This window comes from Amphritea atlantica (assembly GCF_024347255.1).
GTDB lineage: Bacteria > Pseudomonadota > Gammaproteobacteria > Pseudomonadales > Balneatricaceae > Amphritea > Amphritea atlantica.
Window position 1 is genome coordinate 3,109,181 of the sequence record NZ_AP025284.1, and the last position, 16,159, is coordinate 3,125,339.

The 16,159-nt window shown below is 52.0% G+C and carries 10 protein-coding genes; 8 read left to right on the forward strand and 2 right to left on the reverse strand.

Annotated elements, in window-relative coordinates; genetic code table 11:
- Positions 1-707: 707 nt before the first annotated feature.
- The 5 genes from pta to OCU43_RS14315 all read left to right on the forward strand — a co-directional run bounded on the left by pta (position 708) and on the right by OCU43_RS14315 (position 8,640).
- Positions 708-2,855 (forward strand): phosphate acetyltransferase, encoded by a 2,148-nt coding sequence (pta, locus tag OCU43_RS14295; protein ID WP_091356850.1) that lies wholly within the window; start codon positions 708-710, stop codon positions 2,853-2,855.
- A 358-nt stretch (positions 2,856-3,213) separates the two neighbouring features.
- A complete protein-coding gene (locus tag OCU43_RS14300; protein WP_091356849.1) occupies positions 3,214-4,200 on the forward strand; it encodes a DUF523 and DUF1722 domain-containing protein in 987 nt (328 codons plus the stop codon).
- Between the two features lie 11 nt (positions 4,201-4,211).
- Positions 4,212-5,645, forward strand: a complete 1,434-nt coding sequence (locus OCU43_RS14305) for a cryptochrome/photolyase family protein (protein WP_091356847.1) — start codon at positions 4,212-4,214, stop codon at positions 5,643-5,645.
- A 102-nt stretch (positions 5,646-5,747) separates the two neighbouring features.
- The gene (locus OCU43_RS14310; RefSeq protein WP_091356844.1) at positions 5,748-7,673 is read left to right on the forward strand and encodes an ExeA family protein; all 1,926 of its coding nucleotides are present in this window, start codon (positions 5,748-5,750) and stop codon (positions 7,671-7,673) included.
- 4 nt (positions 7,674-7,677) lie between these two features.
- A complete protein-coding gene (locus tag OCU43_RS14315; protein WP_091356841.1) occupies positions 7,678-8,640 on the forward strand; it encodes a general secretion pathway protein GspB in 963 nt (320 codons plus the stop codon).
- A gap of 69 nt (positions 8,641-8,709) precedes the next feature.
- On the opposite strand, the gene OCU43_RS14320 is transcribed toward OCU43_RS14315, so the two are convergent.
- Both OCU43_RS14320 and OCU43_RS14325 read right to left on the reverse strand, forming a co-directional pair.
- Positions 8,710-10,749 carry an ankyrin repeat domain-containing protein gene (locus OCU43_RS14320; protein ID WP_091356839.1) on the reverse strand — a complete coding sequence of 680 codons (2,040 nt, stop codon included), beginning with the start codon at positions 10,747-10,749 and terminating at the stop codon, positions 8,710-8,712.
- On the reverse strand, positions 10,736-12,061 hold the full coding sequence (locus tag OCU43_RS14325; RefSeq protein WP_091356837.1) for an NAD(P)-binding domain-containing protein: 1,326 nt from the start codon (positions 12,059-12,061) through the stop codon (positions 10,736-10,738). The genes OCU43_RS14320 and OCU43_RS14325 overlap by 14 nt, the downstream gene beginning before the upstream one ends.
- A 324-nt stretch (positions 12,062-12,385) precedes the next feature.
- Here OCU43_RS14325 and OCU43_RS14330 point away from each other — a divergent pair, with 324 nt between their 5' ends.
- The 3 genes from OCU43_RS14330 to OCU43_RS14340 all read left to right on the forward strand — a co-directional run bounded on the left by OCU43_RS14330 (position 12,386) and on the right by OCU43_RS14340 (position 16,157).
- Positions 12,386-13,225: a tetratricopeptide repeat protein gene (locus tag OCU43_RS14330; RefSeq protein WP_091356834.1), complete on the forward strand. Its 840-nt coding sequence runs from the start codon at positions 12,386-12,388 to the stop codon at positions 13,223-13,225.
- 4 nt (positions 13,226-13,229) lie between these two features.
- Positions 13,230-14,132, forward strand: coding sequence for a hypothetical protein (locus OCU43_RS14335; RefSeq protein WP_091356831.1), 903 nt, complete (start codon positions 13,230-13,232; stop codon positions 14,130-14,132).
- Positions 14,133-14,570: 438 nt separating this feature from the next.
- Positions 14,571-16,157 (forward strand): cytochrome C, encoded by a 1,587-nt coding sequence (locus tag OCU43_RS14340; RefSeq protein ID WP_091356829.1) that lies wholly within the window; start codon positions 14,571-14,573, stop codon positions 16,155-16,157.
- Positions 16,158-16,159: the final 2 nt, after the last annotated feature.

Here is a 16,159-nt window from a genome sequence, read left to right on the forward strand (position 1 = left end):
ATTAAGTCTGATGGCTCAGGTTTCCGTCGGGTCACAGCTAATCTATTAATTGATTTTTGCTGTGAAACACCTGATTTATAGATCTACCACTCAGGGGGTAGATGTTCGTTATTTTTAACATCGCTTATTAAAAATAGAAAGCACAAGTGTTCATAAAAAAGATACGACTCATCTGAGCCGAGCATTTTTGACCGGATTTTCTTCATTGTGCCAAACCATTCACCTGCTACCATATTCACGCGTAATCTATTGTTTTAATGACTTAAATCAGTAAAAACAAGCCTGTTTTATGCATCCAAAAAGTCCTTCCTCTCACTCTGCTATGTAAGACTACCCTTTTCAGGGGATGACTTTTGTTCGATATTCAAAACATATATCAAACAATAGAAAATCATAAAATATCGCTATCAATAACAATATTATGAACATCTTTATCAAATTGACTCTATTGCCCGAAAATCGCCAGGACGACAGAGAGATTAGCCATCATGACGCTCTCAACTGTCACTCTGTGAACCGTTTTCTCTGAACCACTTTCTCTAAACCCTGAGGCGAGCTGTAATTTTCACCTCCAACCCCGTAGAATCGACACCTATACCAGTCAATAACAACTCTTCCAGATCTGGTTCCTTTTCAATTAATATGATTCAGTACCCGAATAAAGTGCCGGGAACGAGCAAGGGCGGCAAAAGCCCTGAGGAACTCTGATGTCTCAAGCATTACTTCTTGCGCCCACAGGTGTCGGTGCAGGTCTAACTACCGCTGTGCTGGGCCTGTTTCAGGCGATGAACCGCCAGGGGATAAAAGTTCACTTTTTTAAACCGATCGCCCAGGGAAATGGCCATAGCACAGATATCACGATCGCTATGCTGCAGGGAGACTGCTCCTCTCCAATCGCCAACCCGGTTCCTATTCGTGATGTAGAACAACTGGTAAGTCAGGATAAAGGCAATGAGGTTCTCGAACAGATCGTCGCCCGCTATGAGCAGAGCCTGCCAGCCGATAATGAAGTCGTAATTATCGAAGGGATAGTGCATACAGAAGGCCAGCCCTACGCTACCCGTATTAACCAGGAGATCGCCAAGGCTCTGGATGCTCAGGTGGTACTGGTGGCAACCCCGGGACACGACACGGTTGAAGCCCTGCAGGATCACATCGATATCACTGCCCGGGCCTACGGTGGCATCAAAAGCAAGCAGTTGCTGGGTTGCATCCTTAGCAAACTGGGTGCACCGATTGACCGCGAAGGCCATATGCAACCGTTCCTGAGCACCGGGAACACCGTCACCCACAGTCTCACCGAAGAGGTTATCCGCGAACACGCCACTATTTTTAACAATCAGTTCCGCCTGCTTGGCTGCATCCCCTGGAACCGTGACCTGATCACCCCCAGAGTGAAGGATATCTCAGACTATCTGGGCGCCTCTGTAATCAACACCGGTGAGATCGCTACCCGCCGGGTTACCCGCATAGCCCTGTGCGCCAAAAGTGTAGCCAATGCCATCAATGAGTTACGCCCCGGCACGCTGATTTTCACCCCCGGTGACCGGGACGATATGATTGTAGCGGCCTGCATGGCGGCCGTTAATGGCGTAGAACTGGCAGCGCTGATACTCACCGGCGGGGTTACGCCCTCGCCTGCGGTACTGAAGTTATGCGCAGGGGCTTGCGAGTCAGGCCTGCCCATTCTCAGCATTCCAATGGATAGCTGGCAAACAGCCATGGCGATGACTCAGCTGAATCAGGAAACCCGGGCGGATGATCTGCCCCGCATACGGGATATTAAAGAAGCCACTGCGGCGCATATCGATCGCGAGTGGCTGGCAACCCTGGTGGATAGTCATTACCAGCGTCGCCTCTCACCCCCAGCATTCCGCTATCAACTGATTAAACGGGCACGCCTGGCGAATAAAGTGATCGTCCTGCCCGAAGGCAATGAACCGCGCACAGTCAAAGCGGCGGCTATCTGTGCAGAGCGGGGAATCGCCCGCTGCGTTCTGCTGGGTAATACCAAGGAGATCCTACAGATTGCCAAAAACCAGGGCGTGACACTCAACGAGTGTGTCACCATCAGCGACCCGCAGTTGATTCGCCAGAACTACATCAGCCGCCTGGTTGAACTGCGACGACATAAAGGGATGACCGAGATCATCGCCGAAGAGCAGCTTCAGGATAATGTCGTACTGGGCACGCTGATGCTGGAGATGGGGCACGTGGATGGGCTGGTCAGCGGCGCTGAACACACCACCGCCAACACCATCCGGCCACCGATGCAACTGATCAAAACCGCCCCTGGTTGCAACCTGATCTCATCAATTTTCTTTATGTGTCTGCCTGAACAGGTGCTGATCTATGGTGACTGTGCCATTAATCCTGATCCCAACGCTGAGCAGCTGGCGGATATTGCTATCCAGTCAGCCGAATCTGCCGTCGCTTTTGGCATCCCTCCCCGGGTTGCGATGATCAGTTATTCGACCGGAGGTTCAGGCCAGGGTGCTGATGTTGAGAAGGTCCGGCAGGCCACCCGCATCGCGCGGGAGAAACGTCCGGATCTGCTGATTGATGGCCCCCTGCAATATGATGCAGCCGTCATGGAGAGCGTCGCCAGATCAAAAGCACCGGGCAGCACCGTTGCAGGCCAGGCAACGGTCTTTATCTTCCCAGATCTGAACACCGGTAATACCACCTACAAGGCAGTGCAACGCAGTGCAGATGTCATCAGCATCGGCCCTATGCTACAAGGGATGCGCAAGCCGGTGAATGATCTTTCCCGGGGCGCTCTGGTCGACGATATAGTTTTCACTATCGCCCTTACCGCAATCCAGGCAGGCGCTGGCGACAACCGACAGGACTAACCTTCAGCCCTGACAACCAGTGCCATGCAGACAAAAAAAAGCCGCTGTTAACACAGCGGCTTCAAAGAGGACAATTAATCCAGACTTGCCGGATGATTAAATTGGCCACAGCAGTTGAACATCATCGGAAAGCTGTTCTGTAACATATATCTGAGTGAGAGAGAGCAGATATCCAGTACAAACCATAGTACCCGAGTCAATTACTGACTAATTATATATAACCAACCAATTCAGTCAAGAATTTTTTGAGCAATATTTAACCATGGCAGCGTCACGATTAATTCGTCCTTCACTGATCCACAGCTAACCAGACAACGTAGGATCAAGTATATAAAACCGATATGAGCAAGGATCAGAAATGAAGCGAATATCCGAAACAACCGATATTCCGGTCGGCATCAGCGCATGTGTTATGGGTGAACAGGTGCGTTTTAACGGCGGTCATAGTCAGTCAAAAATCTGCCAGGTTCAACTGGCGAAACATTTCCAATTTGAACCATTCTGCCCTGAAGTTGCGGCTGGATTCGGCATCCCACGTCCTACCATGCGTCTTACCGGAAATCCAGACGACCCTGATCTGATTTTTTCCCGCCCCCCGGCGGATGGTTCAAACGAGCCGGAGGCCGACCTCAGCAAACAGTTGATGGATGCCTGCCAGCCGATGCTGGAGCGTTGTCAGCGGTTGGATGGTTTTATTCTGAAGAAAGATTCTCCCAGCTGCGGTATGGAACGGGTTAAAATCTATCAGCCATCCGGCCACCCTCACGAACAGAGAGGTTCCGGCTTATTTGCCCGGGCATTAATGCAGCGCTTCCCCAATCTTCCTATCGAGGAAGATGGCAGGCTGAACGACGCCCAGTTACGGGAAAACTTTGTTATGCGGGTATTTGCGCATCACAACTTTCGCACCGAGGTGACCGATCAACCCAGCTTTCATAAGCTGCTGCAGTTTCATAGCAGTTATAAATACCTTTTAATGGCCCATAATCAGACCGCATACCGTGAACTGGGGAAGATGCTGGCAGTAGCTCACAACGAGCCATTGGACGCCCTGTTAAAAACCTATCATGAGCAGTTTATGTCCGCGATCAGTACACCTGCCTCTCGAGGCTCTCATTGCAATGTGATGCAACATATCATGGGCTATCTGAAACAAAGCGTTGACAGCTCGGCGCGTCAGGACATTCTTAACGTATTCGAACAATACCGTGTGGGAGAGGTCAACCTGATAACACCGATGACGCTGCTGTCACACTATATCAACCAGAATGGCAGTGAATATATTCGTGCACAGCGCTATCTCGAACCCTATCCAGCCCATCTCGGACTGCGCAACCAGGTATAAAAGGTAATACATTGAGCACTCCTGTCATTGTCTGGCTGCGGCACGATCTGAGACTGGCTGATAACCCGGCACTCTTCTACGCCGCGCAACAAGGCCCGGTCATTCCGGTATTTATCGAAGACACCACCGGTGAGAACCCATGGCAACCCGGCGCAGCCAGTCGCTGCTGGCTGCACCACAGTCTGGACAGTATCAATCAGCAACTGGATGGTTGTCTGCGACTGTTTCAGGGAGACCCCCTTACTGTTTTGTCACAACTGATCGAGCAGACCGGAGCCCTTGCTGTGTTCTGGAACCGCTGCTATACCCCCCAGGCCATCTCACGGGACAAACGGATCAAGCAGACACTGAAAACGGCGGGCATTGAGGTCCACAGCTTTAATGGCTCACTGCTGTGGGAGCCCTGGCAGGTCAGTAAAGGCGATGGAACACCTTACAAAGTATTCACTCCCTTCTTCCGCAAGGGCTGCCTGAATGCCCCGCCACCGGATGCCCCCCTTCCGAGACCGCAGCTAACGTCAGCCTCTGCCCCCAAGTCTTCAAATCAGCTCAGCCTGGAACAGCTTGGGTTGCTGCCCGATCACCCCTGGCGTGAGCGTATCAGCGAACACTGGGATATATCCGAGGATGCCGCCTGGAGGTTGTTACAACAGTTCACCACAGAACGGTTAGAACACTATCAACAGGGCCGCGACATCCCCTCGCTTGAAGCGACTTCAACCCTGTCCCCCTATCTTCAGTGGGGGCAGATATCACCCCGACAGATCTGGTATTACAGCCAACAACAGGCGACTGCGCCGGGACTGGAAGATGCTCTGGATACGTTTCTGAAGGAGTTAGGCTGGCGCGAGTTCGCCTATTACCAGCTCTATCACAATCCAGGCATCAGCGATACCAACCTCAATCCACGCTTTAACCTCTTCCCCTGGCGCAACGATCCGGCCTCCTGTCGTGACTGGCAACAAGGCCAAACGGGGTTTCCTATCATTGATGCAGGGATGAGCGAGTTATGGCAAACCGGCTATATGCATAACCGGGTACGCATGCTGGTCGGTTCATTTCTGGTAAAAAACCAGTTACAGCACTGGCTCCACGGCGCCCGCTGGTTCTGGGACACGCTGGTCGATGCCGATCTGGCATCCAACAGCGCCAACTGGCAATGGGTGGCGGGATGCGGCGCCGATGCAGCACCCTATTTCAGAATTTTTAACCCGGTCACTCAGGGGCAGAAATTTGACCCTGACGGCAGCTATGTGCGGCGCTACCTGCCAGCACTGGCTCGACTACCCAGCCGCTATATTCATACTCCCTGGGAGGCGCCTGCTTCGGTGCTCAGCGAGGCGGGAATCGAGCTGGGTTCAACCTACCCCGAGCCAATCCTCGATCTCAGGACAACACGCAAGCAAGCCCTGGAAGCATTTTCCCAGCTTAAACAGCAGAGCTAACACGCCAATAAGGCACCGACAACCCGGGGCAGCAGCCACTTCTTTACTCTGGTGGATCAATCGCATATCTTTGATCAGGTGTGTATCGCCAGGGTTAGGCAAATGTATAACCACTATTTCGGACTGATCTCCTCACCATTCGCGATTGCGCCTGATCCGGGCTATCTCTATATGAGTGCTCAACACAGGGATGCTCTGGCACATCTGCTGTATGGGATTCAGGGCAACAGTGGTTTTGTGATGCTTACCGGTGAGATCGGCACTGGTAAAACAACGCTTTGCCGCTGCATGCTGGGCCATATACCACAAGATACCGAAGTGGCCTTTATCCTCAATCCCACGCTGAGTTCTGAGGAGCTGCTGGCCAGCATCTGCGATGAATTGCAGATCCCCTATGATCAGCAAAATCAGAGCATCAAATCGCTCTCTGATGCGATCTACCACCACCTGTTACAGAGCCACTCCGAAGGAAAAAATACCATTCTGATTATCGATGAGGCGCAAAATCTCAGCCCCACTGTGCTGGAACAGATGCGCCTGCTCACCAACCTTGAAACCAATGAAAAAAAACTGCTGCAGATCGTCATGTTCGGCCAGCCCGAGCTACGCCAGTTAGTTGAACGCCCTGAACTAAAACAGCTGGCACAACGGATTACTGCCAGATTTCACCTGACAGCGTTAACGCTGGATGAAACCGAACACTATATTAATCACCGTCTGGCCGTTGCGGGATACAAACCCCGCGCCCAGACCTCAAACCCGATACCGGCAAACAGGGTCAGACAGATCCACCAGCTCAGTGGTGGGATCCCCAGACTGATCAATATCCTCTGTGATCGGGCACTGCTGGGAGCCTATGCCCGCAATGAGCCGTCGATCAGCGCAGAAATTCTGAACCAGGCGGCCAAAGAGATTTTTGGTAAGCCGCAAACAGAGCCCAAATCCAGCAACACGGGTGCCAACACGCTCACACTGGTACTGGGGGTTATTTTTATCGCCCTGCTGATCTACCGTTTCTACCCTGCAGCACAGCAATGGCTGACCGATACTGTTCCGGCACTGACGAATGCTGGTCCACTTCACGCGGCAACAGAACCCGAAACGCCCAATCCAACGGCGGCCCAGGCAACAGTCGCCCCCGAACTTCCCTCCCCGGCGGCAATGACAACAACGGAGTCTGACACTTCTTATCCAGACACATCTCTTCCAGCCTCGTCAGCGGCTCTTGCAACAAACCTGACAGAGACAGCACCAGACGCCCCTGACCCGGTCACGTCTCCCCAGAATAACGAACCCCGGATGCAGACAGTCAACATTGCGCCCCTAGCGCAGCCCGACCAGGTTCCTGAAAGCCATACTAACCCGGCGGAGCCTGCTCCCGTGTTATCTGCCACCGGTCCACAGCAGAACCAGACGACCAGTACCGTCTCAATTGAAATCAGCGATAACCCCGAAGTGCGCGCTTATCAGAGCCTTTTCAGGCTCTGGCAACTGGAGATGCCTGCAGACCAGGATCCCTGCCAGTTTGCCTTAAACCACGGGCTGCGATGCCTGCATAAACAGGGGCCTTGGCAGCAGCTACAACGGAATAATCGGCCAGCGCTGGTTCGCCTGCCCGGCAAGCCAGGCACCCGAACCAGTCAGATACTGGTGAGGATCGACAGCGACACCGCCTCCTTCACCGATGGCATCCGCACCTGGAAAACCCCTTTATCCCAGTTGGATGATATGAGCCCGTTCAACTACACGCTGCTTTGGCATCCCCCCAGGGGATACCATACATTAACCCGACCCGGCAGTTACGGCCCCCATATCCTCTGGGTTAAACAACAACTGGCTCAGCTCTCCCCCCTGTTTCAAAGCGAGATGAATGACTATTTTGATGATCAGCTAACACTGTATATCAAAGCGTTTCAACGCAGCCAGAATCTGCTCCAGGATGGCATCATGGGTCCTGAAACACTGATCCGCCTCAACACTCTGGTCGAGGCTAATATCCCGCTTATACTGAGCTACCGGGAGCCATAAGCCGATGTCATATATTCTCGATGCGCTGAAAAAGTCAGACCAGGAGCGTCAAAGCCAACCGCTGATCGATATCGCGCCTGTCCAAAGCGGTCCGACAACACGGGGACCCAAACGAAAAAAATGGCTCTGGCTGGTACCGGCACTACTGTTAGCGAATATCATAGTACTGATCTGGCCGGATGCAGCGCCGCCCAGGAGTGTGGCTGCCGTTAGCGGCAACACAGTGCAACCGGAAACGTCCACAACAGGCACAGCCACACCCCCAGCCCCTGCCATTACAGACTCAGACTCACAGTCTGAATCCGGGATCACCGCACCTGAGCCTCAACCCATCGGTCAGGATCAACGACCAGACATAAGTGTGAGACCCTCCTATCACCGAGATCCCTTTGCTCCGCTACCCGGACATAACGTTCCCAGCCCTGAAGAGGTCGTAACCACCGCAGCCGATACAGTAGTCGATAGCATACCAACTAAACCGGCAGTACCCCTGCCCGATGTCGAACAACTCAACCGCAGCCTCCTCAATCAGGCGTTAATCGAGCAACTGGCACCACTGAGAGAGGCACAGCCATCAAAGCCGCCCACAGATGCAGCACGGGCGCTGCAGAGAGCGGCGGCAGACCAGTTGGAGATCCCCGCGATCATTTCTGACATTAGCACTTCTGAACCCAGCACTTCTGAATCCAGCTCTTCTGAACCCAATTCGTCAGCGCAACAAACATTGGTGGAAAACAGCAATGTGCCGTTGCTCAACGAACTGGACCCTGAGACACAGAACGCTATACCAGACCTGAAAGTGTCGGTGCATATCTATGCCCAGACACCGGAGCAACGTATGGCAAGAGTAAATGGAAAGATGATCCGTGAGGGGCAGCGTCTGACGGACGACCTGCGTCTGGAGGAGATCAGACCCGAATCCCTGGTTTTCAGTTTTCGGGGCAACCCGTTTTTGCTGCTCAGATAGAAGGTCTGGCCATCTGGCCCAAAAAAGGGGGAGAGCTAAACACAGCGACTGGGTTTAGCTCAACAGGGTTTAACGATATTGCTTTAACAGTTCAAGCATCGCTTTATTCCCGGTGGCTTCTGCCAGCTTAAAGCTGTCCTGACCCAACTGATTTTTCCGCCGGGGCTGAGCACCATTCTCCAGCAACCACTGGGCAACCTCAACATGCCCGCTATTCACCGCCAGCATCAACGCGGTCTGGGTAAACTCATTGCGGGTATTGATCGCGGCGCTCTGTTCGGCCAGCAAAATAACACTGTTGCGATCCCCCGCAGCGGCGGCGACCATCAGGGGCGTATTTCCTCTGGCATCGGGCTTATTCACATCGGCACCGGCCGCGAGCAACCATTTCAGTGCCGCAATCTGTTTGCGGGTGATCGACCTGATCAGCGGCGTACTGCCATTCAGATCGGCAATGTTAAGATCCGCGCCACTCTCTTTCAGCGCTTTCATCGCCTTCAGCGCGCCATGATCAGCAGCATACCAGAGCGCCGTGCGTGACTGTTTATCCCGGGTATCCGGATCAACACCATAGCTTACCAACAGCTCAATCAACTGAGGCAGATCCGAAGCTGACGCCTCCAACAGAACATTGGCCTGTTCCCGCTTCAGGAGCTTGCCAGAGCCACTGTCCAGCAGCTGTTTAACAATCTCTGCATGTCCGCTTTTAACCGCCAGCATCAGAGCACCATCACCATTTTCCAACAGTGGGCGCTGATCCGCACCAGCCTTAAGCAACATCCCGGTGACTTTATCGAATCCACGCTCAGCCGCCAGCATCAGCATACTATGGCCATCGGGAAGCTGATGATTAACATCCGCACCGGCACCAATAAGCATACTGACAATATCGCTATGCCCCTGCCACACAGCACGACTCAGGGGAGTATGTCCCTCCTGATCAACCTGATTAAGATCAGGCTTGCTGCGCAACAACTCAGCGACCACTTTATCCTGCCCCCGCCAGCTGGCAAGCATCAGCGCTGACCACCCCTGAAAGGGGTTACTATCACCGGTTACCACCTGATCAACCGAGTTCAGAGCCTCCAGCGCCACCAGCGAAGCATCCCGCTCCGGGGGGGCCAGATTATTACGTTTCGCCCCTTTTGCACCGAGCCAGGCGGATACTTTTTTATGGTCGCGGTTAACCGCCAGATCCAGCGCTGTGTAGTCACTGTGGTTAATACCATTCATGCCGACTCCGGATGAGACCAGCAGCTTAACAGTCGCCAGATGACCGCTACCGGCCGCCAGGTGAAGCAGGGTATTACCATTATCATCGCTAGCCGTTTTATCAGCCCCCGCTTTCAACAACAGTTTCACCACATCGGCATGACCCTGCTGCGCAGCAGCCATCACCGGGGTCACACCAAACTTATCTTCCAACCCTATCTGCGCGCCCGCTTGCAGCAGAATGCTTACCGTCTCCCTGTGACCCGCTTCAGCCGCTTCATAAAGAGCAGTGCGCTGACTGTCATCATGACTATTGATATCCGGGTGCTGCTCAAGCAGTTGCTTTAATTCACGATTACTGCCTTTTTGCGCCAACCAGCGCAGGGTTTTCTCTTTATCGACGGCGCGGTACTCTTTTAACTGTTTCTTCTGCCGGGTTTCGGAGGTTTCCTTATGCATCTGCCGCTGAGCCAGCGGATGCCCCTGCTCTGCGGCAACCGCCATCAACTCCTCAGCACGGACCGGGTCTTTATCTACACCCCAGCCCTTTTCATACATCACCGCAAGATTGTAGGTGGCTTTAACATGCCCCTGGTTAGCCGCTTTTTCAAGCCAGAACACTGCCTTTTCATGACTTTTAGTCACACCCTGACCGTTACGATAGAGCGTCGAAAGCATATATTGCGCTTCAGCATCACCACCACTTGCCAACGGCTTTAACAAAGCGTACGCCCCGGCATAATCTCTGACACGGATGGCCGCTTTGACATCACCTAGCTCCTGATGCGCACCATAAGCCGGGGATATGTTGAAAGGCGCGCTCAGCAAACTGATTGCGAAGATAAAAAGTGCGGCGGACCACCACCGTGAACCAACAGCCCGATCAGGCAGTACCATATTTCGTTTCGACCTCAATACCTATCTTCTTCAAAAAGCCGGTGGGCAGAATACCACCAGCACATACAATCACGTAATCATTTGGAATACGGTGTAGCTCGTCTTCCATATTGAGCACCACTTCAGACTCCAGCACCTCATTGACCGTTGAGCTTAACATTAAGTTCAACCGACCGCTTTCAGCAGCCGCTTCCACTTTGCGCCGGTTTTTCTCTTTAGCCCGACCAAAGGCAGCGCTCCGGTAAGAGATCGTTACCGTCGTGCCGGGCTCTTCCGCAATACTGGTGGCGGCTTCCAGAGCACTATCGCCCCCACCAACAACCAGAACATGCTTACCCTTATACTGTGCCGGATCTACCAGACGATAGACCACTTTACTCTGTTCCTCTCCCGGAACCCCCAGTTTACGCGGGGTGCCCCGGCGGCCAATCGCCAGCAATACTGCCCGGGTACGATATACCGATTTATTGGTTGTCACCTCGAAGCCGCCATCCGGCAGGTGATCAATATGATCTACCCGCTCTTTATAGTTAACCTTAAGTCCGGTCTTTTGCTCCACCTCAGACCAGAAATCGATCAATTTCTCTTTTGTGGTCTCTTTAAACTGGAACTCACCCACAATCGGCAATTTGGCCGGAGCGGTCATCACCAGCTTACCCCGCGGAAACTGCGCCACTGTTCCGCCCAGCGATTCCTGTTCGATGGTTTTCACGGTCAGCTTCTTCTCCATCGCCCCCAGCGTGGCGGTAATGCCCGCAGGACCAGCCCCCACGATAAGCACATCCAGGAGATCACCACCGGAGCCCATTCCCGGCGCCTTGGCAATCGACTCCATCGCCTTACGTCCCTGTTCGGTAGCATTTTTGATCAGCCCCATGCCGCCCAACTCTCCGGCAATATAGATCCCGGGGATATTGGTCTGAAAGTCCGGCTTAACGTTGGGGATATCCAGCCCACGTCGCTCAGTGCCAAACACAAGCTCAATGGCATTGGCCGGGCATGCGGTTTTACAGGCACCGTGACCGATGCAGTCTGCCGGGTTAAGCAGTTCAGCTTTATTATCAATCAACCCCAGAACCTGATGTTTTGCTTCGGGACAGGCATTTACACAGGAGCCACATCCAAGACAGATGTTGCTGTTAATAATCGGGTGAAGCGATGCCGGCTCCGTCAGCCCCGCAGAGATAGCTTCAGATTTGATCGCCAGATTAGTGCGGGTCTGAGTGGTTTTATACCAGTTATACAGCATCCAGATCGCCAGCAATGGCGCTCCAATAATTACATACTGATACATGTCGGCCTGTACGTTCATATATGATACCTATTAAAACGTCTTAACTACTTTTCAGGAATGATTTTTTTACGATTAAAATAAACGTCAAATCAACTGTTTCTTTCTTCTCCCTGGTAAAAGAAAGCCGGATTTTCTAATTAATACGTTAAAGAAAATACCCTGCAACAACAACTGTCTCCAACAGTACACACCCAAACCAGTTTTACCGCTCTGACATACTCGCAAGAGTGAAAATAGCGGACTGAGCATTACAGGTAGCTTACTGAAAAATAAGAAATTAATAAAAGCGGTACAGTTTATGCTTTGGTAGAAGATAAACCGATCTACGGAGTTTCTAATAGTATGACGCGTAATACCCTGTTTACTGCCCTGGCCCTGACTGCAGGCCTTGCAATTGCTGCTTTTGTCCTGACAGACAGCAACTCTACTCAATCTGGTGAGCCAGCCAATGGCATGACCCAGCGCACGGCCACAAGCTCTTCTCTGATGGCTGCTCAGGCTGCCGAAACCACCGCCACCATGGAAGCGGGTCCGCTCGACCAGATGGCCCAGAAACTGAAAAAACGGCTGGAAAATGAACCCGACGACATGGAAGGCTGGGTGTTACTGGGGCGCACCTATCAGTACATGAACGACCAGACAGCCGCAGACCAGGCTTATGCTAAAGCCACCGCTCTTGGCCTCCCTCCTGCCCGCCTGGAAGAGATTCGCAGCGGCATGGCGGCGAAACAGCCGGCTCAGCCTTCACGGGCATTTCCAGAACCCAAGACATCCCGAAATCTGACCGCAGTGATGATCGATCAGGCACTCAAAGACAGCCCTGACACCCTGCCAGCGGCGGTGAGTGGCAGCATAAAAATCACCCCCGAGTTAGCCAAACAACTGGCCGACAAGACTGCTACACTGTTTATCTTCGCACGGGCAGACAAAGGCCCACCAATGCCACTAGCAGCTATTCGCCAGAGCCCGGCTCAACTGCCCTTCAACTTCACTCTCGACGATTCCAACGCAGTGATTCCCGACCGCAAACTGTCATCAGCCAAGGCGGTTATCATCGGTGCGCGAATCTCATTTAATGACAGCGCCACTGCCGCTGCAGGAGACCTGGAAGGTTTCAGTCAGGTGGTCAACCCGGCATCTGGCAACCATGTGACAATTGAAATCAATCAGATTCATAAGTAACCAGATGAGCAATAACAAAGTGGCCGATACACAGCAAAAAACAGATATCAACAAACTATATCTCTCCCCTTTCGAACAGTTTGCCGCGCCTTTCGTATCCGTATCACTGGGACTGTTCCTGCTCTGGGGCTGGCAACAGAGAGATGAATACCTGATAACTGCTGAGTGGGGCCTGGGCTACTGGCTGGGCCTGGTTGCGGGGGTTATTTTTTTATTGATATTTATCTACCCGCTGCGCAAGAAGTTTAAGTTCATGCGCAGCACCGGTGCGATAAAAATCTGGTTTAACCTGCATATGTTCATGGGCGTTATCGCACCGGTAATGATCGCCTTTCATTGCAACTTCTCACTCGGCGCAACCAACAGCAATGTCGCCCTCTATTCGATGCTGTTCGTGGTCGCCAGTGGTATTGCCGGGCGCTATATCTATGCCCAGATCCACTACGGTCTGTTCGGCACCCACACCCGCATTGAAGAGCTGATGGATATTAGTCATGAGGCGCGCAAAATGCTCGGACAAAGCGGCGGCCTTGCCCCCGCTATTGAACATAAAATCAAAGAGTTTGAAGACTACGTCATGCGCCCCGGTGGCGGATTACTCAGCTTTATTCCACGCAAAATATTTATCGGTGTCAGCACATGGATCACCTACTTCACTCTGCGCCGACGCCTGCGCCCGATCATAGCAACCCAGGCGAGACTGGCAGGCTGGGACAGAAAGCAGCAGAAAAAGCAGTATAAAGAGAGCTGTAAACTGGTTGGTATATTGCTCAAAGCGATACGCAAAATGGCGGTCTACACCTTCTATGAAAAACTGTTTCACAACTGGCATAAGATCCATGTTGTATTTTTCAGCATGCTACTAATCACAGGTCTCATTCATGTTGCTGCGGTTCATATGTACTAATTTTCATGTGAGAATTTTTTCTCATTATTGAGAGTCTCAAAACACAGACACTGCAAGCTATTGATTTTAAAAAGAAACATCAAATATCACTTAATATATGTATGGACTTCGAGACAAGATCCAATATGGCCGTATCGCGATATTATGAGAAAAACCTGTGCGAACACATTCATATCATTGATATAAAAAGGTTTTTCAATAAAAGGCCTGTTTTTTGCTATTTAATACAGAAATTAACAGCATATATAAGCCTGTTACACGTGATGGTATTGGGGAAGAAGCTGCGGCATCACCCCGGTCAAATGTAAAACTGTAATCCGTGTAACAAGCAGTATCACTGGCCAGATCGGGGGAATGGCCATCGTTAATATTCCTCCTTTGTTCGTCCGACAGCCCTAAGACATCAGGGTTTTCGGCATTTATTGTACCGGAGGTTAAGTGAAGTTCTCTGAACGCATTCTCACGCTAAAGACAATCACCCTGTTGCTATTACTAGGCTTCAGTGCGCCCGGAGAAGCCAATATTTTCGAAACGATTCTGATGCCAGGTAAAGTGATCAATGGACATGCGCAGTTCGAAAAGGAGTGCGACAGCTGTCACGAGTCTTTTGATCAGAGCAAACAACGCGCCCGCTGTCTTGCCTGCCACGACCATCAGAACATTGCCAGGGATATTGAAGAGGGAACGGGGTTTCATGGGCGGATGGAAAACAGTAAGAATATTGAATGCAAAACCTGCCACTCCGACCACATGGGAAGAGAGGCGGATATCGTTCAGCTGACTCACTCCACCTTTAATCATGACCTGACCGATTATCCACTTAAAGGCGAGCATCGCACCGCTGCCTGCACCAGTTGCCATGAAGCCTCGCACCGTTTTCGCGAAGCCCCCGATCAGTGTATCGACTGTCATAAAGACAATGATAAACATAACGGCAAGCTGGGTGAACAATGTGACGACTGCCATAAAGAAACCGGCTGGCAGGATACCGGATTCGATCATGATGACACTGACTTCCCGCTGCTGGATAAGCACGCCGATGTTAACTGCAGCAGTTGCCATGCAGATGAGCAGTACAAAGATATTCCTGCTGAGTGTGTTTCATGCCACCGCCTGAATGATGCCCATGGTGGTCATTTTGGGGGGGAATGTGAGAAGTGTCATTCAGAGAAAGGCTGGGATGAACTGAAGTTTGACCATAACAATGACACTGACTTCCGGCTCAAAGGCGCCCATAAAGAAACCAATTGTAATAGTTGCCATGTCGATCCCCCCTACGATAAATCACCGGGCGATCAGTGCATCGATTGCCACCGTGCCGATGACACGCATCAGGGGAAAAATGGGACCAAGTGCAAAGACTGCCATTCTGAAAACAACTGGCAGAAAAGTAGTTTTGACCATAACCGGGATACTGATTTCAAACTCCGTGGCAGCCATAAGCCACTGGAGTGCCATAGCTGTCATAAGGGCAGTCTGGAAGATGAGCTGCAGACCGACTGCATCAGTTGCCATAAAGGCGACGATGTACATAAGGGCCAGCAGGGTGACAGCTGTAACCGCTGTCATGACGAAGAGTCGTTCTCAGGAGTGATCCGCTTTGATCACGACCTGACCCGCTTCCCCCTCATCGGTCAGCATGCCATTACCAGCTGCGAAGAGTGCCACCTTGAACAGACATTCAAAGACACCGCTCTGGCCTGCATCAGCTGTCATAAAGACGATGATATACATAAAGAAACACTGGGTGGACGCTGTGAGCAATGCCACACCCCCAACGACTGGGGTATCTGGCAGTTCGATCACAACACCCAGACCGATTTTGAGCTGACTGGCCAACACAAAGAGCAACCCTGTGAAGCCTGTCACATCAAGCCGGTCAAGGATCAGGAAGATATCGACCAGGCTTCAGACTGTTTTAGTTGCCACCGTAGCGACGATATTCATTTTGGTGGTTTCGGACGTTTTTGTGAACGCTGCCACACGACCGAATCGTTTGACGACACAAGCAACCTGGGTCAGTAATC

What these genes read in the sequence shown, in the direction of transcription:
- pta (WP_091356850.1), top strand. Translation starts at nt 708, where the DNA reads ATGTCTCAAGCATTACTTCTTGCGCCCACAGGTGTCGGTGCAGGTCTA.
- OCU43_RS14300 (WP_091356849.1), top strand. Translation starts at nt 3,214, where the DNA reads ATGAAGCGAATATCCGAAACAACCGATATTCCGGTCGGCATCAGCGCA.
- OCU43_RS14310 (WP_091356844.1), top strand. Translation starts at nt 5,748, where the DNA reads ATGTATAACCACTATTTCGGACTGATCTCCTCACCATTCGCGATTGCG.
- OCU43_RS14315 (WP_091356841.1), top strand. Translation starts at nt 7,678, where the DNA reads ATGTCATATATTCTCGATGCGCTGAAAAAGTCAGACCAGGAGCGTCAA.
- OCU43_RS14320 (WP_091356839.1), bottom strand. Translation starts at nt 10,749, where the DNA reads ATGGTACTGCCTGATCGGGCTGTTGGTTCACGGTGGTGGTCCGCCGCA.
- OCU43_RS14325 (WP_091356837.1), bottom strand. Translation starts at nt 12,061, where the DNA reads ATGAACGTACAGGCCGACATGTATCAGTATGTAATTATTGGAGCGCCA.
- OCU43_RS14330 (WP_091356834.1), top strand. Translation starts at nt 12,386, where the DNA reads ATGACGCGTAATACCCTGTTTACTGCCCTGGCCCTGACTGCAGGCCTT.
- OCU43_RS14335 (WP_091356831.1), top strand. Translation starts at nt 13,230, where the DNA reads ATGAGCAATAACAAAGTGGCCGATACACAGCAAAAAACAGATATCAAC.